Below are 22243 nucleotides of genomic sequence, written 5' to 3'. Positions count from 1 at the left end.
TGCGGAGCGCGGCGGATGCCGCAATCCGCAGGGGATTTACAGGATGCCGATGCCATGGCTGGATGACGCCTGCTTGACTACTTGACGTTCAGCGCCGCGTCCTCGATCACTTGTGCAACCTTTTCCGGCTGCGAGATATACACAACGTGGCTGGCCCTGATCTCAGTGACCTTGGCGCCGGCGCGCTGATACATCCAGCGCTGCAGGTCCGGGTTCAGCGCGTGGTCGTCGGTGGCAACGATGCCGTAGCTGGGTTTTTCATGCCATGCAGCGGCCCAGGTTTGCGCGCCGAAGGCAGCCGTGGTGGCCGGAATCTGCGACGCCGCCATGAAGTCGGTGCGGTTGGTGGACAGGTCGGCGGCAAAATCGGCATTGAACCTGGCGGCGTCAAAGTACAGATGCCCGTCCCTCGTAGGATGAACGGAGTTGCTGGGCGAAGGCATGGATGCCAGCAACTGGCTCAGGCTCTCACCCACATCCGGCATCAGGCCGGCGACATAGACGAGCGCCTTGACTTTTTGGCGCGCGCCGGCAATGCCGATGACCGAACCGCCCGAGCTGTGTCCGACCAGCACAACGGCGCCGTCCTGGTCGTCCACGATCTGGCGGGCGGCAGCGACGTCCTCATCCAGCGTCGTATGCGGCTGGGGGACGACGGTGACTTTGTAGCCTTTATGGATAAGGATGTCGTGTACGACACGCCAGCCTGAGCCGTCAACGAAGGCGCCATGGACAATGACAATGTTCCTGGCGCCGGCAGGCGGCGCAGTTTCTGCCGCAGCGGCAAACGCAGGAGCAGCCAGCGCCATTGCAGTAACGGTAAGGGTAGTGAGTAAGCGCATTGCAGTTCTCCGAGAGGCCGCAACGGCCTTCAGTAAGGGTGTGTGGTTAAGTCCCACGCCGTGGTCAGATACCTGCGGCACGGCAATTTTTTCAGTGGAACGGATCACGATGCAGCCTTCAGTGAACCGTAACCCTTGGGAGTCTTGATCTTGGTGCATGTGCCCTTTTCCACCAACGTCCAGGCATTACCTTGGTAGTCGACCTTGGAGGTGCCCGCGCAGGAAGTGCCTGCACCGGCGGCGCAATCGTTCTGGCCCGCAAGCGAGACGCCGAAGCATTTCTCCATCGGTTTTTGTTCGGCGGCATTCGCGCCGGATGCCAGTGCTGCCAATGAGAATGCGAGTGTGGCCGCGAGGGCTGCGTGTGTGTGTTTCATTTCGTTTCCTTAAAAAAATGGGTGAAGCGGATAAACAAACATGAGATAAGCCGGGCAGTTCGGACGATGCCCATCTGCCTGTATTTATATTCGCATCCGATTTAATCGGATAAATTGCATGATACGAAGCATACAAAGCCATGTCAATCCATACCGATTAAATCGTATCCGCTAGATACATTTCGACATAAAGTAATGACGGCCGTGATCAGGAACGTGGACGGCGCAGCAGGCTGTCAAGCGACCATGCCCCCCCGCCATAGGCGATCAGCGGCAGCAGCAGTCCCGCCCAAGTCAGATGCGTGGGCCAGGCATCGGGATAGACGAAAATTTCTATCACCAGCGTCATCCCGAACAGCGCCGCGGCCGCGGGCCGGGTCAGCAAGCCAAGCACCAGCAGCATGGGAAAAAGATGCTCCGACCAGGTCGCCAGGTGGGCCGCCAACTCGGGCGAGATCAACGGCAGCGCGTATTCCGAGCGGAACAGTTCGTAGGTAGAAGGCTTGATGCTCATCAGCTCCTCCACCTTGGTGCGGCCGGACAGGAAAAATACCGAAGCAATGCCGACGCGGGCAATCAGCAGCAGCAGGGGTTGCGGCAATAGGCGCGTTAGCCATGCCGTGTGAAGGTGTTGCATGATGGTCTCCAGGGACTGAAAAAGAGAGATGCGTGCGCCCTTCCTCTGAGCCGCGCGCACTACATTTAAAACGCATCCGATATAAGCGGACAGTAATTATGGTACGTAAGCATCAGCGCCAGGTCAATATGCTCCGATTTAATCGCATGCGTCTAATACAATCTGACATAATCGAAAACAGGGAGGTATGAGGCAAAAAAATACCGCCATAAGGCGGTATCAACGAGCTCACATCGGCGGCGGTTTCAGGCAGCCTCGGCCGGTAGCGTCAGGCGCGCCTCCAGGCCCCCTCCTTCGCGACGATGCAAGGTCAGCTCTGCATCCATTGCCAGTGCAAGCTGGCGCGCGATGGCGAGGCCAAGGCCGGTGCCGCCGGTGCTGCGATTGCGCGAAGCTTCCAGCCTGTAAAAGGGCTGGAAGACGGCCTCCAGCCGGTCCGCCGGAATGCCCTCCCCGCGATCCAGAACCGAGATGCTGACCCTGCCACTCTGCGCCCCGGTGACTGCCAGTTCGGCGCTGCCTGAAAACTTGAGTGCATTGTCGATCAGGTTGGTCAGGATGCGGCGCAGCGCCAGCGGGCGCGTGACCAGCGGCGCGCCTATCTTGCCTTCCAGGCTGACCTTCTCGCCGGCATCAACATAATCGAGCATCAGGCTGTCCAGCAGTGCATCCGGGTCCAGCTTGCGCGGCGGCTCGGAGCTGCCTTGCAACGTGCGGGCATAGGACACGCCTTCGCGCACCAGCGCTTCCATCTCCTGCAGGTTGCGCTGCAGGGTCGCGCGATGATCGGTGTCCTCCATCAGGTCGGCCCGCAGCCGCATGCGGGTAATCGGCGTTTGCAGGTCGTGCGAAATGGCGGCCAGTATCTGCATGCGCTCGGTCATGTATCTCGCTATCCGGTCCTGCATCGCATTAAAGGCGGTGGCGGCGCGCGCGACTTCGGTCGGACCGTCTTCGGCCAGCCGCGTCGGCGCCAGGTCCGGACCCAGCGAATCTGCGGCGGAAGCCAGCTGCTGCAAGGGCCGCGTAGCCTGCCGGACTGCCAGCCACGACAGCAGTGCCAGCAACAGCAGTTCTGCAAACAGCGCCGCCACCAGCCAGGCCGATACCGGCATGCGCCGGGGCCTGACGTCGATGGTCAGTGGGCTGCCGTCCGACAGTTGCAGGTGCACCTGCAGATGTTCATTTTCCCCGGGCAAGGCATTGGCGCTGAGCTTGTAGTGCGTGCCTATTGCATCTTCCATCGCCGCGGCAACCTGGGTGGACAGCATTTCATCGGGGGCAACACCAGTGGTGCCGGAGCCCAGGATGAAACCATAGGTGCGGCGCTCCAGCCGCGGCAGCCATAACGCGCGCTCGGCAGCGGGCAGGCGGTCCAGCAACGCGACGGAGCTGGAGACGTCCTGTTCCATGTAGCCTATCATCATCTTTGTTGCCGCCTGCGTGCGCTCCTGGACTATCAGCACGAAGGAAAACGCGTGCGCCAGCACCAGGCCAGCCAGCAAGATCAGGCTGAGGCGCGCAAACAGGCTGCGCGGCCACCAGCGCCAGTTGGCCTCCGTCATTTGTCTATCTCGCGGACTTCTACCGGGGAGGCAAAGATATATCCCTCGCTACGCAGCGTCTTGATGTAGCGCGGCTCGCGCGCATCGTCCAGCAGGCGTTGCCGCAGGCGGCTGACCAGCAGGTCGATGGAACGGTCGAACTGGTCGGAATCGCGGCCTTGCGTCAGGTTCAGCAGCTGGTCGCGGGTCAGCACACGCTGCGGGTGATCGAGGAAGGCCCTCAGCAGCCGGTATTCAGCGCCGCTGAGTGCAACCATCGTGCCTTTGGAATCGATCAGGTGGCGCGCCATCGTATCAAGCTGCCAGTCGCCGAAGCTGAGCATCTGCACCACCTCGGCCTGTTCCATATTGGGCGGCAACATGCGCGCGCGGCGTAGGACGGCACGGATACGCGCCAGCAGTTCGCGCACGGCAAAGGGTTTGGTCAGGTAGTCGTCCGCGCCCATTTCCAGGCCGACGATGCGCTCCGTTTCTTCATTCAGCGCGGTCAGCATCAGCACGGGTACCGAACGCCATTTGCCGGCACGCAGTTCGCGGCATAGCAGCAGGCCGTCTTCGCCCAGCAGCATCAGGTCCAGCACGATCAGGTCCACCGGGCCTTCTTCCAGTACAGCCCGCATTTGCCGCCCACCTGCTACGGCGGTTGCATGCATGCCGTTCTTTTCCAGGTAGGTGGCCAGCAACTCGCGGATTTCTCGGTCGTCATCAACGATCAGGATATGGTCTTTGTTTTCCATTGCGTACTCAGTTGGGGCGTCGGCGGATGCGCGACACGCTGGTGTGGATCAGGGAACAGTTGACCGGCTTGGCCAGTTCTGCGCTCAGCCCGCCTGCCAAGAAAGCGAGTATGGCAAACAGGCGTTTCATGCGTCCTCCACCACGGACGAAGCAGCGCCGTTTGCGACGCTGGATTCCATTGCAAAAGAATCCACGCCCTCAAGGCAGCCGACGTTGACGCGCCAGGCCTTGGGGTTCAGCCGCGTCTGGTGGAAGGGGTAGATGCCGCAATGCTTGCAAAAGAAATGCCGGGCGGCGCGGGTATTGAACTGGTACAGCGTCAGCGCGTCTTCACCGCTCAGCACTCGCAGTTGCTGTTCATCAAAAGCAGCAGACATCACCGCACCGCGGCGGCGGCACAGCGAACAATTACAACGGGTGGCAGGGCTTAAGCTAGCGTGAACTTCAAACTTGAGGGCGCCGCAATGGCAGGATCCTTGGAACAGTTGCGCAGACATAATGTGCTCTCTCGTGGTGAAAGCCTGTTTTATAGCCGAATTCTAGCCGACTTTTATGTCCGAATGTAGTCTCGCCCAAGGGCGGATACAAGCGCGTGCAAAGCAGCGCCCTTTTTATGGATTTTCTCGATGTTTGAGAAAAAACTATTGGCTGAAAAGAAATGAAGCGGGCTGGTGGGACACGCAGACAAGCTGCCCTGTGAAAGCTTGGGCAGGCAAGCCTTCACAGGGCCTGAAGCGGCTGCCGTGAAGAGCAGGCCGCCCAAAAAACTACGCCAGGCTGCTCACGGCTGCCGGCACCAGGCGTCCGCCAACGCCGAAACGGTTAAGCGCATTCATCAGCGAAACCGCCACTGTCAGGTCCGCCAGTTCCTGATCATTGAACACGGCCGCGGTCTGCTCGTACACTGCATCGGGCACGCCGGTCTCGGCAACAAGGGTGACGCTTTCAGCCCATGCCAGCCCAGCGCGCTCGCTGAACAGCATCCCCGCTTCCTGCCACACCGGCACCAGCACCAGCTTGTCGGTGGAGACGCCGATCTTCAGCAGATCGCGGGAATGCATGTCGATGCAGTAGGCGCAACCGTTGATTTGCGATACACGCAGATAGACAAGATCAACCAGCTCAACGGAAAGGCTGCAATTCTGCAGGTAAGTTTTGACGGCGCTGAAACCTTTATAGGCTTCGGGTGAGGATTTAAGGGAATTGATACGCTTGCTCATGACGGTTCCTGGTTTGAAATGCCCGATTGCACAATTTACATGTTGCAAGCATTTGGCACAGCAAGGAAGATCCATATCCGGCGTTTTGGCCTGGGCCATAATGTAGCCGGATATGCTGCGTGCTTATTCCCGTCGGACCTGTCATCACATCAGTTTCAGCATACGCTTTGCCAGCTTTTCCGCCGTCGCAGCGGAATCGATGTTGGTAAAGCCCAGCAACAAGGCATGCTCCGCATCCTGTGCCGGGCTACGGTACATGCGGTCCGACAGGGACTGGGCGAACATGCCGTCTTCCCGCATGCGTGCCACCAGTGCAGCGTCAGAAACGCCATCCCGCGTGCGCAACACCAGATGCATGCCGCCGGGTTGCGGGTCGACCTGCATGTATTTCCCCAGCACGCGCTGCAGGCCGTCGGCGGCGATCTGCCGGCGCTCTCCGTAGAGCCGCCGCATACGCTGGATGTGGCGGGAAAAATGTCCCTCCATGATGAAATCGGCCACGATAGACTGCGTCAATGCCGGGCTGCCGCCGGAAAAGGCCCGGTTAACCGCTGCAAAATGCGCAGTCTGCGCTTCCGGGACGACAAGGTAGGCGAGCCGGATGGCCGGAAACAGCACCTTGCTGAAGGTGCCCGCATACAGCACGCGGCCATCACGGTCCAGGCTCTTGAGCGCAGGCAGGGGGCGGCTGATGTAGCGGTATTCGCCGTCATAATCATCTTCCACGATCCATGCGCCGGCCTGCGCAGCCCAGTCGAGCAGCGCAAAACGCCGCTGTAAGGACAGTGACATGCATAGTGCGCTCTGGTGTGCGGGTGTGACTACGGCGGCGCGGGCATGCGGCGCCAACCTGACACCCTGCGTAACGACGATGCCGTCCTGGTCCACCGGCACGGTTGCGAGAGCCATGCCGGCCCGCTCCAGCAACTCTGCCGTGGGCGGATAACCGGGCTGTTCTATCCAGACACCATCGCCGGGCTGCAGCAGCGCACGCACGATCAGTTCCAGCGTGGCCCGGTAGCCGGACGTGACAAATATCTGCGATGGAGAACAATTGATGCCGCGCGAAAACTGCAGGTATCGCGCAATTCCCTCACACAGGCCTTCCATGCCGGCGATTGCCGGATACGTCATATCGGGGGCCTGCATCGCACGTGCCGAACGGGCTGCCAGGCGTGCCCATATCTTGCGCGGAAAGGCGTCCAGCGCAGGCAAACCCATCTGGAAAGGCTGGAATCCGGATTGCTGGAAGCCGTTGCCGGCAACTGCCGTGCCGGATGGCCGCGGCACCGGCGGCACCGGTGCCCGCAGTTCCAGCCCTGGCGTGACGAAGGAGCCGGATTGGCCACGCGTTTCCACATATCCTTCAGCCACCAGCAGTGCATACGCCGCCTCTACCGTACCGCGGGCCAGGCCAAGTTCATTGGCCAATGCGCGGGCAGCCGGAATACGGTCACCCGGTTTCAGAAGACCTTCGGTGATGGCGGAACGGAAGCGCGCGTAGATTTGCCGGTACACAGGTTCTGCCGCCGTCGGGTTCAGCGACAAGAATTCTTGCATCTGCGGTCGTATCATGGACTAGTCGATATATCATTTCTTGGTTCTTCCGATTATGGCATCAAATCCCTACCATGGGACTGTTCCATTAATACCGAAAGGATTCCCGTATGAAGAAAGAGGCTATATCGGCGCTTTCCGTGCGAGCAGACGTTTCCAGCGACACATTGCGCGACGCTGAAAGCGAAGCAGACCTGCGCGCCTGCTATGCTGTGATGAAAGAACTCAGGCCGCACCTGGAAGGAGAGGCAGATTTCCTGCAACGCGTGGCACGCATGCGCTCGCAAAATTATCGCCTGCTGGCAGCATGGGAGGATGGCCAGGTTGTGGCGCTGGCGGGCTACCGGCTGCAGGAAAACCTGGTGTACGGGAAGTTTCTTTACGTTGACGACCTCGTCACTGCGGAAACAGCGCGCGGCAGGCGCTGGGGTGCGCTGTTGCTGGATGCGCTGACGATCATGGCGCAGCAATCGGCCTGCATGAGACTGGCATTGGATACTGCCGTCTCCAACTCACTGGCCCAGCGCTTCTATTTCAGGCAAGGCCTGCTGTTCGGCGCGATGCGCTTTCACAAACTACTGGCACAATAATCACTATGAACATCTTGCACATCACCTGCAGCCCTCGTGGCAAAAGCGCCGAAAGCTACCTGCTGTCCCAGCGCATCCTTGCAAGGCTGCTGGAAAAAAATCCGCAGGCAAACATCATTTCGCGAGACCTGTGGGCAGACCAGTTGCCGCATGTGGATAGCGACTATGCGGCGTCGCTGGGCGGCACGCGGCAATTCTCCGGCGAAGAATCGAAAACAGGCTCGCTGGGCATGTCCGAACGGCTGATTGTCGAACTGGAAAGCGCGGACTGCATCGTCATCGGCACGCCCATGCATAACTTTACCGTGCCTTCCGTGCTGAAGGCATGGATAGACCACGTGGTCCGCATACACCGGACCTTCAATGCCACGCCGGAAGGGAAAGTGGGACTGCTGGCCGACAGGCCCGTCTTCATCGCCGCTTCATCCGGCGGCCACCGCATCGGAGAACGCAGCCGCCAGCCGGATTTCCTGGAGCCCTACCTGAGGGCAATCCTGGCAACAATAGGCTTGCACAGGCTGACATTTTTTACCGTGCAAGGCACTGCCTTCGGGCCGGAGCCGCTGGCGGGTGCGAAGCTGGAAGCCGATCAGGCCATCGCCGGACATTTCAATTCAGCGCGTTCCTGACAGCGGCAGTTTCAAGGAAAGGGCCTCAGGATACGGAGGCCATGCTTGTCAGGCAGCAAACACCTGGTTGCGGCCGGCGTTCTTGCTGCGGTACAGCGCAGAATCGGCACGGGCGATTGCGGCCTGCAGGTCATCTGTGCTTTTTACTTCGGCAACGCCCTGCGACACCGTCACCTTGATGACGGCATCGCCGAGTTCCAGCGAGGCGGATTCTATCGCGGCTCGGATGCGCTCGGCCACAACCTGTGCCGTCTCCAGCCTGCAATTGGGCATCAGCGCGAGAAATTCCTCGCCGCCCCATCTGGCGAGTACATCGCATTCGCGCAGGTTTTCAGACAGTATTTTCGTCACGTGGACCAGCACCTTGTCACCGGCCTCATGGCCGTACTGGTCGTTGACGCGCTTGAAATGGTCAACATCGCACAGCAGCACGGTGACCGGCTCCCTGGAGCGCTGGGAACGCAGCAGTTCATGGCTGGACAATGCATGGAAACGGCTGCGGTTATGCAGGCCGGTCAGCGGGTCCGACGTGGCCTGCTTGAACAGGCGCAGCTCGGCGATGACGATGGTCTTGCGGTAGAACGCGGCAATCGAAGCAAACATGCCGAACACCAGCACGATATGTATCCACAATACGACTTCAATGCCCTTGCCCGGCAGGGGAGCAAGCGGGCCGAGGTGGTCGCACAGGCTTTTCAGGCCCAGGTAATAGGCCAGCAGCGCCACCACCATGGGCACGGCATAACCCCGCGTATTCGCGATGACGATGGCGGGAATGAAGAGCAGCAGATAGTAGTGGAAGCCGCTATCCCAGCCGATCAGCAGGGAGCCGAACGCCGCATGCGCCATCACCTCGAACCAGATCAGCCCCAGCGCCGCTGCGTTGTGCTTGCGGCTTATCAGCACATAGGCGCCGGCATACATGACTATGCTGACGACGTTGACCGCCGCCAGCGGCACCGATCCCAGTATGGTGAACAGGATGATATAGCCGATGTCGATGATGCCTGCCGTCAGCGCGACACGGCGCACCATGGCCCAATAGGCTTTTCCTGCGAGACTGGAGCCGCGTACGGCATGGGCAGATTGCTGCGTTTTTTCGGCGATCATGTTGGCAAGAGCTAAAGTGCGGGAATCTGCAGGGCGGAATACTTTACTCAGCAAGGCCGGCGCCTGAACTGGTATGAAAGGATTGCCCTTGCCCGCTTCGTCGCCATCGCCTTGCGTTTTCACAAACCGGATCAAAAACCGGTCTGTGCCCGGCCTTATTGATTTGCGTCTACATTTTACTCACTTGGCAAAACCGCGCAAGAATTTATTATGTTGCAACTACTGATACAAATCATCCGAATTACATCGCAATTGTTTTTGTACATGCGCCATTTCTGCGGCTAACCGCAGTGGCATTACGCGGCATTCTGCATCGCATGGCAGTCCACTTTATGCAGACTCAGCCTGCCATCTCAACTTGCGATACCGGCTCAAACTTGGCGAGCGCAGACGGGCGCAGCAGCCCTCTATACGTTCCCGCTGAAGGTGGTGGCGAGATTTCTGAGCATCTGGTCCGAATTGGCATCGCTCATCTGGCCGTCGGCGTTGAGAATGTTCCCTTGCAGAGGCGCGGTGCTCTGTCCGCCGCGGATCTGCTGCATCAGGTCCAGGATCTTCTGCGCATAACCTTCCTTCGCAAACGGGCTCTTGATGTTGTCGATGAATTCCTGGCCCGACACGGTGCCATCGCCGTCCTTGTCCATGCTCTTGTACAGCGCATCGGCATGCGACTGCGAACCGCCGGCCGCCAGTATCTGCGCGCTGAACTCTTCCCGCGACACTTTCTGGTCTCCGTTGGTGTCCACGGCGGCCAGTACATGGCCATTATAGATATCCTGGAAAAGGGCTTTGGTCACCACGGGTTTTGTATCGGCGGTTGCGGACGGGGACATTGGATCCGGCTGGCTGGAGGACGGTACGGCAGCCTGCGTCGCAGAAGCTTTTGTTTCTACCGGCACCTTTTTCAAGGCATTGGTAGCCAGGATCGCTGCATAGGCGGAAGAAAGCGAAGAGATGGAACTCATGAACTTGATCCTTGCGTAAAGTAGATGTGCAGCCTGGATTTCGATGGCGGCGGCCTGCTCTCAGACAAACCAAAGCCAGAGGAAGGACGAACAAACCGGTGCACGGAATTTGACCAGCATCAAGGATACCTGCCCAGGAAATTATCAATTCCCCGAATAGCGCAAATTACCCCTTTCTATTTAGCTATTCAAATTCAGCGGGACCATCGGCCTTCCAGGCCTTGTCTATATCGGCCACCAGTTGCAGCAGTACCGGCGCCAGGCGCGCGATGGGCTCGCTGTCGTCACCCTCGACAGACTGAAAACTGAGGTTAATCGCGTACAGCGTGCCGTCCGGTCCCCACAGCCTGGTCGCAATACCGAACAGGCCACCGGGTTCCCACTCTGCGGTGCAATAACCCAGCCTGTCGATTTCAGCGCTGCAGCGGGTGAGCTCCGCCTTCAGCGCCGGCCATTTCCGGCCAGCTTTCGAAGCGAACCTGTTCATCCTTTCATCGCGCTCCGCACTCTCCAGCCCCGTCAGGTAGGCACGCCCGATCGCGGTCATTTCCATCGGCACGTGCGAGCCGGGCACCAGCCTCCTGGTCTTGGACACGGCATCCTCCGATTCGCGGAAGGCCAGCAGGTAAATCATGCCGGATTGGTCGGAGATCGCCATGCCGATATTCACTTTCTCCCTGTCCGCAACCTGCTTCATCAGCGGCTCGGCAATGCCCAGTTGGGGATTGGCGCGCGAGTAGGCATCGCTCAGGCTCAGGCAGATGGACGACAGCCGGTAGGCGCGGCGCTGCAAATCATAGTTGAGGAAACCGGCATCCACCAGTGAGCGCGTCAACCGGCTGACGGTAGGCCGCGGCAGCCCGGTGCGCAATGCCAGCTCGCTGTTGGTCAGCACCGCAACACCTGCGCGGAACACGCGCAGCAATTGCAGTCCACGCTCCAGCGACTGGCTGCCGGCAGTATCTCGGGTAAATTTTTTGCTGCTTTGCGTCAAACGGCGGCTGGATGAAACCGCGGCATCTGCGGGAGAAGTAGGCATCGATTCAGGATGAAAGCAATTTCAATAAGTGAAATTGTAGTATAGCGCAGCCCAAACTTCGCTGCCTATAATCGGCTTCCTGTCGTTCGGAGACGCGAATGATCATGCGCATCGGTTCCATAAAAAAAATTGCAGATTGAGGATGGCGAAAAATGAGTGAGCAAGAAGAAATAGGCTTGACGCACGAAGGGCATGTCGCCCTAATGGAAATGCGGCGTCCGCCGCATAACTTTGTCGATATCGGCTTTGTCGGCAAGCTGGCCGACATGCTGGACAACCTGGACCGCGACGACAATTGCCGCGCCATCGTGCTGTGTTCCGGTGTTTCTTCATTTTGCGCGGGCGCCGATTTCAGCGGCCGCACACCCACCGCCGGTAATGCGCCCGGGGTTGATCCGTCACCTTTCTATGGACAGGCAATGCGCCTGTTCCGCAACAAGAAACCCATCGTCGTTGCCGTCAACGGGCCGGCAATCGGCGCCGGAATGGGCCTGACGCTGGTCGGCGATTTCCGCATCGCCTGCCAGGAAGCGCGCTTCAGCGCCAACTTCAATCGCCTTGGCTTTCACCCCGGCTTCGGCATGAGCGTCACGTTGCCGCACCTGATAGGGCCGCAAAAGGCAGCGCTGCTGTTTTATACCGGACGCCGCATCAACGGCGCGGAAGCGCTGGCGATGGGCCTGGTAGATGAACTGGTGCCGCAGGACCAGTTGCGGCAGCGCGCGCTGGAGCTGGCGCAGGAAATTGCCGCCTCGGCGCCGCTGGCAGTGGAATCCACGCGCGATACGCTGCGCCAGGGCATGGCCGACCGCATTGTCGCCGCCAACCAGCGCGAACTCGCCATCCAGCTGGGGCAGTTCCGCACCGAGGATTTCCGCGAAGGCGTGGCGGCGATGTCGCAGCGCCGCCTGCCGGAATTTCAGCGCAAATAGCCGGCCGGCCACAACACACAGCGCAGCACAAAAAAATAGCAAAAAAATCGGAGACAAGATCAATGAACGCAGCAGCAAACGCCAAGCCGGGCGCGCAGCAGAGCGCCGGGCCGCTCGACGGCATCCGCATACTGGACCTGACCTCAGTAGTGCTGGGGCCGGTAGCCACCCAGGTACTGGCGGATTTCGGCGCCGATGTATTGAAAGTGGAAGGACCGGAAGGCGACATGATGCGCGCCAACGGCGTATCGCAGAATCCCGGCATGAGTTCCATCTACCTGGCAATCAACCGCAACAAGCGCTCCATCGTGCTGGACCTGAAAACGCCGGCAGGCGTGGCCGCCATCAAACGGCTGATTCCCACGGTGGACGTGGTGGTACACAATATGCGCGTGGCCGCCATCGAGCGCCTGGGCTTCGGCTATGAGGCGGTAGCCGCGTTGAACCCGAAGATCGTGTATTGCGCAGCCACCGGCTTCGGCCAGGACGGCCCGAACCGCGACAAGCCGGCCTTCGACGATATCATTCAGGCGGCATGCGGACTGGCAGGTGTCAGTTCCATCGGCCGCGACGCCCCTACCTATATGCCCAGCCTGATTGCCGACAAGACCACCGGCATTGTCGTGGCCAATGCCATCATGGCTGCGCTGCTGCACCGCGAACGTAAGGGCCAGGGACAGTATGTGGAAGTGCCGATGCTGGAAACCATGACGGCGTTTGTGCTGGCCGAACACATGGGCGGCATGACTTTCGCCGGCTCCACAGTGCCGGCCGGCTATGCGCGCCTGCTGGAAGGCGGCCGCAAACCCACCCGCACCAGCGACGGCTGGATCAGCATGCTACCCTATACGGACAAGCACTGGCAGGCCTTTTTCCGCGCCGCAGGCCGGGAAGACCTGGCAGACAAATACAGCATTGCGGACAGGCTGAAGCGTAACGCCCATATCCGCGCGCTGTACCAGCATGTGACCGAGTTGACCCCTGGGAAATCCACCGCCGAATGGCTGGCACTGTGCAGCGAATTGGACATACCCGCCACCCAGATCTACCAGCTGGACGACCTGCCCGAGCATCCGCACCTGAAGGCAGTCGGCCTGTTCCAGGAAAGCCTGCATCCGACCGAGGGCAGTATCAGGGAGATCCGCCCTACCGCCAGGTTCAGCGCAACGCCGGTGTCGCTGCGCCGTCCCGCACCTTCACTGGGCCAGCATACCGGCGAAATCTTGCAGGAAGCGGGTTTCAGCACTGACGAAATTGCATCGCTACAGGCGGCAACCGGCAAGAAGGCTGCGCCATGACAAGCGCCGGCACTGCAAGCCCGCTGCTGGAAGTGAGCAACCTGCGGCTGGCATTCGGCGGCATCGTCGCACTGGACGACGTGTCGATGAATGTCGCCCGCGGCGAAATCTGCGGCCTGATCGGCCCCAACGGCGCCGGCAAGACCTCGCTGTTCAATTGCCTGAGCGGGCTGTACCGGCCCAGCCAGGGCAATATCGTCTTCGACGGCCAGCCGACGCTGACGCTGCCCGAACACCGCATGGCAGGCATAGGCATAGGCCGCACCTTCCAGAACCTGGCTCTGTTCAAGACCATGACGGTACTGGAAAACATTATGGTCGGCAGTTATAGCAAAACAAGCTCCGGTTTTATCGGTAACTTCCTGCGGCTGCCGTCTGTGCGCCGGGAACAGGCCGGCGTGGAAAAATCCGCGCGCGAAATCGCACGTTTCCTGGACCTGGGGAAATGGCTGGATGCGTTCGCCGGCGACCTGCCTTTCGGCATACAGAAGCGCATAGAATTCGGCCGCGCACTGGCTGCCGAGCCGCGCCTGCTGTTGCTGGATGAACCCGCCGCGGGGCTGAACCATGAAGAGCTGAGCGGCCTGAAACGCCTGATCCTGGATGCGCGGAAAAATTTCGGCCTGACGGTGCTGCTGGTGGAACACCATATGGAAATGGTGATGAGCCTGTCCGACCATGTGGTCGCACTGAACTTCGGCCGCAAGATCGCCGACGGCACGCCGGCACAGGTGCAAGATAATCCGGACCTGATCCGGGCCTACCTCGGCGCGGAGGCTGCATGAGCATGCTGCTGGAGGTCAAGGAGCTGTCTGCCTCCTATGGCGCAAGCCGTGTCCTGCAAGGCATCAGCTTCGGCGTCGAGGAAGGCAGCATCACCGTGCTGCTGGGCGCCAACGGCGCCGGCAAAACCACTACCTTGCGCGCACTGACAGGCATGGTGCGCACCGCAGGCTCCATCCGCCTGCGCGGCAAGGAACTGTGCGGACTGAACACGGAAAGTATCGCGCAACTGGGCGTAGCCCATGTGCCCGACGGCCGCGGCACCTTCCTGGGCCTGACCGTGGAAGAAAACCTGCAACTGGGCGCCTATAGCCGCAAGGACAAGCCGGGCGTTACCAAAGATATTGCACAGGTGTATGAGCTTTTCCCACGCCTGGGCGAGCGCCGCGGTCAGCAGGCCGGCACCCTGTCAGGCGGGGAACAGCAGATGCTGGCGATTTCACGCGCGCTGATGATGAAACCGACGCTGCTGCTGCTGGATGAGCCATCCTTCGGCATCGCACCGCTGATCGTCAAGGAAATCTTTGAACTGCTGAAGCAGATCAATCGCGAGCAAAAGGTCAGCATCCTGCTGGTGGAACAGAATGCGGCAATGACGCTGGCGATGTCGAACTACGCCTATCTGCTGGAAATCGGCCGCATTGTCATCTCCGGCCCGTCCCGCGAAATCCGCGAGAACGAAGCAATACGCAAGAGCTACCTCGGCAGTTGATCCAGGAGAACACAATGGAAGCATTCATACATCAAGTTTTTGCCGGGCTCGCCAACGGCAGCATCTACGCCAGCGCAGCGCTGGCGCTGGTGATGATTTACCGTTCCACCGGCATGGTCAATTTTGCCCAGGGCGAAATGGCGATGGTGTCGACCTATATCGCGCTGTCGCTGATGCATGCGGGCCTGCCGTACTGGGGCGCTTTTTTCCTGACTATCGTTTTGTCCTTCATCGGCGGCGTGGCGATAGAACGCTTCATCATCAGGCCGGTGAGCCATGGCTCGGAACTGTCGGTCGTCACTGTCTTCATCGGCCTGCTGCTGATCTTCAACAGTATCGCCGGCTGGATATGGGGCTATTCCATCCAGCAGTTTCCCAGCCCGTTCAGCCAGATGGCTTTCCTCAACAACAGCTATATCAGTCCGCACCAGCTGGGTGCGGTTGCCATGACCTTGCTGGTGCTGGGCTTGCTGTATGTGTTTTTCCGTTACACGAAAATGGGACTGGCGATGCGCGGCACCGCGGATAACCGCGCTTCCAGCCGTCTCGCCGGCATCCCGGTGGGCCGCATGCTGGGCATAGGCTGGGGTCTGGCGGCGGCAATCGGCGCCGTGGTCGGCATGATGGTGGCGCCGACAGTATTCCTGGATCCCAACATGATGATAGGCATTCTGCTGTACGCCTTTGCCGGCGCCCTGCTGGGCGGCATCAACAACCCGCTGGGCGCAGTCGCGGGCGGCTTCATCATCGGGGTGGTGGAAGATCTGCTGGGCGTCTATGTCGGCAATGAATTGCGGTTTACGGCGGCCATGGTGCTGATCATCGTGGTGCTGCTGTTCAAGCCGGCCGGCATCTGGGGTAAACAGACTGTCAGGCGCGTATGAACACCATTACATCCAAAGAGACCATGCAGATAAAAAGTGCAGCAAACGCGGCGGCGGGCAATAGCGAAAATAGGGCGGATGCCGAAAGCAGTGCCAGGTCCTGGCGTCCGCGGCGTGCCCAGGCCGGCGTCATGCTGATCGTGATCGCCGCGGCGCTGATCCCGCTGCTGATCACGCCCTACCAGATGTTCCAATGGACGATGATCGCCAGCTATGCGATTGCACTGCTGGGGCTGAATATTTTGATGGGCTATAACGGCCAGATTTCGCTGGGCCACGGTGCTTTCTATGCGATAGGCGCGTATGCCAGCGGCATCCTGATCGACCACTACGGCATGCCCTACCTGTGGACCATACCGGCAGCGGCAGCCATCGGCTTTATCGCCGGTTTCCTGTTCGGCCTGCCAGCGTTGAAGCTGGAAAACCTGTATCTGGCACTGGCAACCTTCGGCCTTGCCGTGGCAGTGCCGCAGCTGTTGAAATACGGCGCTTTCGACGACTGGACCGGCGGCTTCCAGGGCATCACCATTGCCAAGCCGGACGTGCCGCTGGGCCTGCCGATTACGCAAGACCAATGGCTGTATTACCTGTCGCTGGCGGTGGCGCTGCTGATGTTCCTGCTGGCGCGCAACCTGCTGCATGGACGCATGGGCCGCGCCATCATTGCTGTGCGCGACCACCCGGTTGCGGCGTCGGCAATGGGCGTCAACCTCGTCATGGTGAAATCGCTGACCTTCGGCGTCAGCGCCATGTACATGGCCGTGGCCGGCGCACTGGCAACCGTGTCGGTACAGTATGTGTCGCCGGACAGCTTCACGATGTTCCTGTCCATTACCCTGCTGGTAGGCGCCGTCATCGGCGGCCTGGGCACGTTGAGCGGCCCCCTGTTCGGCGCCATCCTGATCGGCTTCCTGCCCAATTTTGCCGAGCAGGTATCCAAATCCGCCGCCGGCGCCGTCTATGGCGTACTGCTGATTGCCTTTGTGTTCATCATGCCCTCCGGTATCGCAGGCGGCCTGGGCAAGCTGGTATCCAGATTATTCAAGACCAAACAAAAAAATAGCCCCATTTCCAACCAGGAGACAACAAAATGAGAATTCGTACGCATCACCTGATCCCCGCGCTTGCACTGGGCGTGGCACTATTGCCAGCGGCCGCGCTGGCGCAAAAGAAATACGATGCAGGCGCAAGCGATACTGAAATCCGCATCGGCAATACCGCTCCCTACAGCGGCCCGGCCTCGGCCTACCAGGAAATCGCCAAGGCGATGTCGGCTTATTTCGACAAGGTCAATGCCGAAGGCGGCATCAACGGCCGCAAGGTCAAGTTCATCAGCGTCGACGACGGCTACAGTCCCGCCAAGACGGTGGAACAGACACGCAAGCTGGTGGAACAGGACAAGGTGCTGTTCCTCAGCGGCAGCATAGGCACCGGGCCTCAGCTGGCCGTGCAGAAATACATGAACGTCAACAAGATTCCGCAGCTGTTTGTCGGCTCTGGACAAGGCCGCTTTTCACAGCCCAAGGAATTTCCATGGTCCATGGGTTTCAGCCCCGGTTATGCAGCGGAAGGCAAGGCCATAGGCCGCTATATCGCCGCGACCAAGCCGGATGCCAAGGTCGCCGTCATCGTGCCGGCCGACGACGCGGGCAAGGACTACCTGCGCGGCTTCAAGGAAGGCCTGGCCGACAGCAAGAAGATCAGCATTGTCTCCGAAGCGAATTACTCTACCGCCGATGCTACCGTGGATTCACAGATCACCGCCTTCAAGTCCTCCGGTGCGGATGTATTTTTCAACGAAGCGACGCCGAAGTTTGCTGCACAGGGCATCGCCAAGTCGCATGACATAGGCTGGAAGCCGATGATGATATTGCCAACCGTTTCCACCTCTGTTACTTCGGTGCTGAAGCCGGCCGGGCTGGAGAAATCGGTAGGCGTGGTCGCGCCTGCCTTTATCAAGGACCCGAACGACAAGGCCTGGGAAAACGACAAGGGCATGCAGGCCTGGCGCGCCTGGATGGCCAAATACAATCCCTCGGCCAATACCGGCGACCCCATGGCAGTGCAGGGCTACCTGATAGGCGAACTGACGACGGAAGTGCTGAAACGCTGCGGCGATAACCTGACCCGGGAAAACATCCTGAAACAGGTGACGGCCTTAAAGGACGTACAGCTATCGCTGATGGTGCCGGGCATACGCATCAATACCGCGCCGGATGAATACCGCATCTTCCATAAATTCCAGTTCCAGCGTTTCGACGGTAAAACCTGGCAATTGTTCGGCGGGCTGGTCGGCGACTGATACCGGCTGGCTGCAGCACAAACCTGACACGATAGCTGGCATGATGCCGCGCCGGAATCCGGCCGGCAGATAACAAGCATATGCGGCCCCGGCCGCCAACCGACGGCAGGCTGGTCCTGAGCCGTGCTGTCTCTTCACGAGTAAACACTATGCAAAGTTTAGCGATATTACCCTGTACGCTCGATGCCCATTGCGAGGAATTGCGTGCCGACGTACGCAGCTTCCTGACGGAAGCGATGGCCGGCTTTCCCGCCGGCGAGCGCGCCAAGAACTGGTCGGGCAGCGACCCGGAATTCAGCCGCAAGCTGGGTGCGCGCGGCTGGATAGGTATGCGCCTGCCGAAACAGTATGGCGGCCATGAGCGCTCGGCACTGGAGCGTTATGTGGTGCTGGAAGAGCTGCTGGCAGCCGGCGCCCCGGTCGGCGCGCACTGGGTCGCAGACCGCCAGAGCGGCCCGCTGATCCTGCGCTACGGCAGCGAGGAAACCAAACACGATCTTTTGCCGCGCATCTCGCGCGGAGAGCTGCGCTTCTGCATAGGCATGAGCGAGCCCGATTCCGGTTCCGACCTGGCCTCCATCCGCAGCCGCGCAGAGCTGACGGATGCCGGCTGGCTGGTCAACGGCAGCAAGCTGTGGACCTCCGGCGCACATAACGCACATTACATGATTGCGCTGCTGCGTACCGACGGCACCCGTGAGGAAAGCAAGCATGCGGGGCTGTCGCAATTCCTGATCGACATGAAAACGCCCGGCATCACGATACGCCCCATCAAGAATTTGATGGGCGATGCGCATTTCAATGAAGTGTTCTTCGAGGACGTGCTGATTCCGGCGGAAAGCCTGGTCGGCAAACGCGGCGACGGCTGGAGCCAGGTCACGGCGGAGCTGACGCTGGAACGCAGCGGGCCGGAACGTTATCTGAGCAGTATCCAGCTGATACTGGAGATGATAGACGCCGCTTCCGCTTCCGACAGCCACCATGCGCTGGTGATAGGCAAGGTAACGGCAGAAATAGCGACGCTGCGCGAAATGTCGCTGGGCGTCGCCGGCCTGCTCGCGCGCGGCGAAAACCCGGCGCTGCTGGCGGCCATCGTCAAGGACCAGGGCGCGCTGCTGGAACAGCGCATACCGGAACTGGCGCACGAGCTGTTTGGAGTACAGGTCGGGCAGGCCGCCTCAACCCTGGATGAGGTGATGTCATTTACCGTGCAGGCAGCGCCGTCGTTTTCACTACGCGGCGGCACACGGGAAATTCTGCGTGGAATCATTGCAAAAGGATTGGGACTGAGATGAGCGATATCAAAGACATGATAGCCGATGGCGTGAACCGGCTTTTTGCCGGCATCGTCAACCGCGACGTACTGGATGCAGCCGAATCGGGCGCATGGCAGGCCGGCCTGTGGCAGGCGGTAACGGAAAGCGGCTACGCGGACGTGCTGGGCGGAGAAACGGAAGATGAGCTGGCCGGAAAGTGGGCCGATGCTTTCCCTGTGTTCCATGCAATCGGTTTTCACCGGCTACCGCTGCCGCTGTCGGAAACCATCATTGCCCGCGCGCTGCTGCGCCGCGCCGGCCTGGCGGTACCGGCCGGGGAGGCGCCGTTGTCGGTCATCCAGCAACAGGCCGGAGACGGCCTGGCGCTGGAACTGGGTGCCGGCGCGCTGAGCCTGAACGGCACCGTGCAAGCGGTGCCCTGGGCCTCCGCCGCTGCCGCGCTGGTGGTCGCAGGCAGGATAGGCGACCGGCAGGTGCTTGCGGTGGTCGACACCAAAGCGCCGGGTGTGACACTCCGCTGCGGCATCAATGTCGCCAGGGAACCGCGCGACGAAGTGATTTTCCAGCATGCGCGCTGCGACGCATTTGTATTCTGCGATCAATTGCCCACAGCACCGGTGACACTATACGGCGGTCTGGCGCGTGCCGCAATGATGGCCGGTGCAGTGGAATCCATCCTGCGCGAGTCGGTGCAGTATGCCAATGACAGGGTGCAATTCGGACGCAGCATAGGCAAGTTCCAGGCAATCCAGCAAGCGCTGGCGGCGCTCGCGGGGGAAGTCACATCGGCCCAGACCGTAGCCCTGGCGGCATGCGAGGCAGCTGCATCCAGTCCGCGCGCTTTCAGCGTTGCCGTTGCCAAGATCCGCACCGGCCAGGCGGCGGGACTGGCAGCCAGCATAGGCCACCAGGTGCACGGTGCGATCGGCTATACCTATGAACATTCGCTGCACTATGCGACGCGCAGGCTGTGGTCGTGGCGTGCCGAGTTCGGCTCGGAAGCGGAATGGGCGAAACAGCTGGGGCGCGACGCGATTGCCCGCGGCAGCGCCAATTTCTGGTCCGACTTGACCGAGCGCGGCAATGCGGCCAACCGCTAAAGCGAGATCATGTTCAACCACGAACTGCTGAAGGACAAACGCATCCTGGTCACCGGCGGCGGCACGGGCCTGGGATACGCGATGAGCCGGCGCTTTGCGGAACTGGGCGCCAGCCTGGTGCTGTGCGGCCGGCGGCAGCAAGTACTGGAACAAGCGGCAACGGAATTGCGCAGAGATTTCGGCGCCGAGGTAGCCGCCATCGCCTGCGACATCCGCGACCCGGATGCGGTGGAAGCCATGATGCAGCGCATATGGGAAGACGGCGCGCTGGATATCCTGGTCAATAATGCCGCCGCCAGCTTCATTGCGCGCACGGAAAGCCTGTCCGCGCGCGCCGCCGATGCGATTCTCGGCGTGACGCTGCACGGCGCACTGTACTGCACGCTGGCAGCAGGAAAACGCTGGATAACAGACCGGCATGCGGGGACCGTACTAAGCATCCTGTCCACTTCCACCGTCACCGGCCGCGCCTACACGGTGCCTTCCGCCATGGCCAAATCGGCGCTGCTGGCGATGACGCGCAGCCTGGCAGTGGAATGGGGCCCCAAGGATATACGGCTGGTTGCCATCGCACCCGGTCCTTTTCCTACTGCAGCAGCTTCAGCCAACCTGAATCCTGCAGGCAGGCAAAACAGCGCAGGGCATGCCAACCCGCTGGGAAGGTCCGGCGACCCGGCGGAACTTGCCAACCTGGCAGCCTACCTGGTGTCCGGCTTCGCCGGCTATATCAACGGTGAAATGATCGCGATTGACGGCGGCCAGCACCTGCGTACCTCGGGCGCCGAGGACCTGTTGCGCTGGACTGACGAACAATGGCAGCAATTGCGCAAGACCTGAAGCCGCCCCACAGCGGCGAACAGGCCTTTCCAAGTATCAGCCGCCGATAAATTTCGCGATGGCAGACATGAACAGCTGCGGTTCCTGCAGTTGGGGGACATGGGCGCAGCCCGGCAGGATATGCAGTTCTGCATTTGGCAAGCCTGCAGCCAGCTCCCTGGACATGTCCGGCGGCGTCGCTTCGTCAAACTCGCCCGCCAGCACCAGTACCGGCACCGTCACGGAAGAAAGCTGGCCGCGCATATCCAGGTTTGCCAGCGCATTGCAGGCATTGTGGAAGGTTTCCAGATCCACCTCGATAAAGCGGCGGCGGCGTTCTTCCAGCAGCGCCGGGTGCTCAGCCTGGTAAGCCGGCGAGAACAGGCGGCGCATTGCGACGTCGGAGATACCCGCCAATCCCTTGGCCCTCGCTCCGGCGGACATGCCGACAAAAGCCGCCCGCCCGGCTTCCGAAAATGCCGCGCCGGAATCCGCAAGCACCAGGCGTTCTGCGATGCCTGGATGGCGGATTGCCGCCATCAACGCGATGAAGCCGCCGTAGCCATTGCCGAGGAAAATAGGCTTCTGTCCCAATTCCATCTTGCCGATAGCGCCAGCCAGCCTGTCCGCCATGGCTTCCACGCCGCCGTCTACCCGGTCCGATGCGCCAAAGCCGGGCAGGTTCAGGATAACGACCTTATGCGTGCTTGCCAGCGGGCCGGCTATCCTATCGAAGCTGGTGTCGTCCGCCAGCAGCGAATGAAACAGGATAATGGGTGTGCCCTCTCCGCCGATACGGGCACTGACCCGGTGACCATCCACGGACACCGTGATTTGCGTGAATACTGTTTGCTGCTCGGTATTGCTCAT

Annotated in this window: 25 protein-coding genes; 12 read left to right on the top strand and 13 right to left on the bottom strand. The window is 60.6% G+C overall.

The window, feature by feature from the left end:
• Window positions 1–77: 77 nt before the first annotated feature.
• The 9 genes from ACO0LO_RS09715 to ACO0LO_RS09675 form a co-directional block, all read right to left on the bottom strand.
• Window positions 78–842, bottom strand: coding sequence for an alpha/beta fold hydrolase (locus ACO0LO_RS09715; protein WP_422964012.1), 765 nt, complete (start codon window positions 840–842; stop codon window positions 78–80).
• A gap of 104 nt (window positions 843–946) precedes the next feature.
• The gene (locus ACO0LO_RS09710) at window positions 947–1219 is read right to left on the bottom strand and encodes a DUF2282 domain-containing protein (protein WP_422964011.1); all 273 of its coding nucleotides are present in this window, start codon (window positions 1217–1219) and stop codon (window positions 947–949) included.
• A gap of 208 nt (window positions 1220–1427) precedes the next feature.
• Window positions 1428–1856 (bottom strand): DoxX family protein, encoded by a 429-nt coding sequence (locus ACO0LO_RS09705; RefSeq protein ID WP_422964010.1) that lies wholly within the window; start codon window positions 1854–1856, stop codon window positions 1428–1430.
• Window positions 1857–2101: 245 nt separating this feature from the next.
• Window positions 2102–3421, bottom strand: a complete 1320-nt coding sequence (locus tag ACO0LO_RS09700; protein WP_422964009.1) for a sensor histidine kinase — start codon at window positions 3419–3421, stop codon at window positions 2102–2104.
• The gene (locus ACO0LO_RS09695; protein WP_422964008.1) at window positions 3418–4158 is read right to left on the bottom strand and encodes a response regulator; all 741 of its coding nucleotides are present in this window, start codon (window positions 4156–4158) and stop codon (window positions 3418–3420) included. Before ACO0LO_RS09695 ends, ACO0LO_RS09700 begins: the two co-directional genes overlap by 4 nt.
• Before the next feature lie 7 nt (window positions 4159–4165).
• Entirely contained in the window at window positions 4166–4288 is a 123-nt protein-coding gene (locus tag ACO0LO_RS09690; RefSeq protein ID WP_422964007.1) for a hypothetical protein, read from the bottom strand.
• The gene (locus ACO0LO_RS09685; protein ID WP_422964006.1) at window positions 4285–4656 is read right to left on the bottom strand and encodes a GFA family protein; all 372 of its coding nucleotides are present in this window, start codon (window positions 4654–4656) and stop codon (window positions 4285–4287) included. The genes ACO0LO_RS09690 and ACO0LO_RS09685 overlap by 4 nt, the downstream gene beginning before the upstream one ends.
• Window positions 4657–4926: 270 nt before the next feature.
• Window positions 4927–5379, bottom strand: coding sequence for a carboxymuconolactone decarboxylase family protein (locus tag ACO0LO_RS09680; protein ID WP_422964005.1), 453 nt, complete (start codon window positions 5377–5379; stop codon window positions 4927–4929).
• Between the two features lie 144 nt (window positions 5380–5523).
• Window positions 5524–6939, bottom strand: coding sequence for a PLP-dependent aminotransferase family protein (locus ACO0LO_RS09675; RefSeq protein ID WP_422964004.1), 1416 nt, complete (start codon window positions 6937–6939; stop codon window positions 5524–5526).
• A 107-nt stretch (window positions 6940–7046) separates the two neighbouring features.
• On the opposite strand from ACO0LO_RS09675, the gene ACO0LO_RS09670 reads away from it, so the two are divergent.
• Both ACO0LO_RS09670 and ACO0LO_RS09665 read left to right on the top strand, forming a co-directional pair.
• Window positions 7047–7526: a GNAT family N-acetyltransferase gene (locus ACO0LO_RS09670; RefSeq protein ID WP_422964003.1), complete on the top strand. Its 480-nt coding sequence runs from the start codon at window positions 7047–7049 to the stop codon at window positions 7524–7526.
• Between the two features lie 5 nt (window positions 7527–7531).
• Window positions 7532–8155, top strand: coding sequence for an FMN-dependent NADH-azoreductase (locus ACO0LO_RS09665; protein ID WP_422964002.1), 624 nt, complete (start codon window positions 7532–7534; stop codon window positions 8153–8155).
• 48 nt (window positions 8156–8203) lie between these two features.
• On the opposite strand, the gene ACO0LO_RS09660 is transcribed toward ACO0LO_RS09665, so the two are convergent.
• The 3 genes from ACO0LO_RS09660 to ACO0LO_RS09650 form a co-directional block, all read right to left on the bottom strand.
• Complete coding sequence (locus ACO0LO_RS09660; protein WP_422964001.1) at window positions 8204–9388, bottom strand: GGDEF domain-containing protein; 1185 nt, start codon at window positions 9386–9388, stop codon at window positions 8204–8206.
• A gap of 284 nt (window positions 9389–9672) precedes the next feature.
• Window positions 9673–10230: an EF-hand domain-containing protein gene (locus tag ACO0LO_RS09655; protein WP_422964000.1), complete on the bottom strand. Its 558-nt coding sequence runs from the start codon at window positions 10228–10230 to the stop codon at window positions 9673–9675.
• Between the two features lie 184 nt (window positions 10231–10414).
• On the bottom strand, window positions 10415–11269 hold the full coding sequence (locus ACO0LO_RS09650) for an IclR family transcriptional regulator (RefSeq protein ID WP_422963999.1): 855 nt from the start codon (window positions 11267–11269) through the stop codon (window positions 10415–10417).
• A gap of 152 nt (window positions 11270–11421) precedes the next feature.
• Between ACO0LO_RS09650 and ACO0LO_RS09645 the strand changes: the two genes are divergently transcribed.
• The 10 genes from ACO0LO_RS09645 to ACO0LO_RS09600 all read left to right on the top strand — a co-directional run bounded on the left by ACO0LO_RS09645 (window position 11422) and on the right by ACO0LO_RS09600 (window position 21394).
• Window positions 11422–12201, top strand: a complete 780-nt coding sequence (locus tag ACO0LO_RS09645) for an enoyl-CoA hydratase/isomerase family protein (RefSeq protein WP_422963998.1) — start codon at window positions 11422–11424, stop codon at window positions 12199–12201.
• Between the two features lie 62 nt (window positions 12202–12263).
• On the top strand, window positions 12264–13499 hold the full coding sequence (locus tag ACO0LO_RS09640) for a CaiB/BaiF CoA transferase family protein (RefSeq protein WP_422963997.1): 1236 nt from the start codon (window positions 12264–12266) through the stop codon (window positions 13497–13499).
• Window positions 13496–14284: an ABC transporter ATP-binding protein gene (locus ACO0LO_RS09635; RefSeq protein WP_422963996.1), complete on the top strand. Its 789-nt coding sequence runs from the start codon at window positions 13496–13498 to the stop codon at window positions 14282–14284. Before ACO0LO_RS09640 ends, ACO0LO_RS09635 begins: the two co-directional genes overlap by 4 nt.
• Window positions 14281–14994 carry an ABC transporter ATP-binding protein gene (locus ACO0LO_RS09630; protein ID WP_422963995.1) on the top strand — a complete coding sequence of 238 codons (714 nt, stop codon included), beginning with the start codon at window positions 14281–14283 and terminating at the stop codon, window positions 14992–14994. Before ACO0LO_RS09635 ends, ACO0LO_RS09630 begins: the two co-directional genes overlap by 4 nt.
• A 14-nt stretch (window positions 14995–15008) precedes the next feature.
• Complete coding sequence (locus ACO0LO_RS09625) at window positions 15009–15878, top strand: branched-chain amino acid ABC transporter permease (protein ID WP_422963994.1); 870 nt, start codon at window positions 15009–15011, stop codon at window positions 15876–15878.
• Window positions 15875–16972, top strand: coding sequence for a branched-chain amino acid ABC transporter permease (locus ACO0LO_RS09620; protein WP_422963993.1), 1098 nt, complete (start codon window positions 15875–15877; stop codon window positions 16970–16972). The genes ACO0LO_RS09625 and ACO0LO_RS09620 overlap by 4 nt, the downstream gene beginning before the upstream one ends.
• Complete coding sequence (locus tag ACO0LO_RS09615; RefSeq protein WP_422963992.1) at window positions 16969–18180, top strand: ABC transporter substrate-binding protein; 1212 nt, start codon at window positions 16969–16971, stop codon at window positions 18178–18180. The genes ACO0LO_RS09620 and ACO0LO_RS09615 overlap by 4 nt, the downstream gene beginning before the upstream one ends.
• Window positions 18181–18329: 149 nt before the next feature.
• Window positions 18330–19475 carry an acyl-CoA dehydrogenase family protein gene (locus ACO0LO_RS09610; protein ID WP_422963991.1) on the top strand — a complete coding sequence of 382 codons (1146 nt, stop codon included), beginning with the start codon at window positions 18330–18332 and terminating at the stop codon, window positions 19473–19475.
• Entirely contained in the window at window positions 19472–20557 is a 1086-nt protein-coding gene (locus tag ACO0LO_RS09605; protein ID WP_422963990.1) for an acyl-CoA dehydrogenase family protein, read from the top strand. Before ACO0LO_RS09610 ends, ACO0LO_RS09605 begins: the two co-directional genes overlap by 4 nt.
• Window positions 20558–20566: 9 nt before the next feature.
• A complete protein-coding gene (locus tag ACO0LO_RS09600; RefSeq protein ID WP_422963989.1) occupies window positions 20567–21394 on the top strand; it encodes an SDR family oxidoreductase in 828 nt (275 codons plus the stop codon).
• A gap of 36 nt (window positions 21395–21430) precedes the next feature.
• Here ACO0LO_RS09600 and ACO0LO_RS09595 read toward each other — a convergent pair whose 3' ends face one another.
• The gene (locus ACO0LO_RS09595) at window positions 21431–22243 is read right to left on the bottom strand and encodes an alpha/beta fold hydrolase (RefSeq protein ID WP_422963988.1); all 813 of its coding nucleotides are present in this window, start codon (window positions 22241–22243) and stop codon (window positions 21431–21433) included.

Source organism: Undibacterium sp. TJN25, assembly GCF_049339885.1.
Lineage (GTDB): Bacteria > Pseudomonadota > Gammaproteobacteria > Burkholderiales > Burkholderiaceae_D > Undibacterium.
Note: the sequence above shows the minus strand (reverse complement) of the source record. Positions and strands in the feature narration are given on the sequence as shown.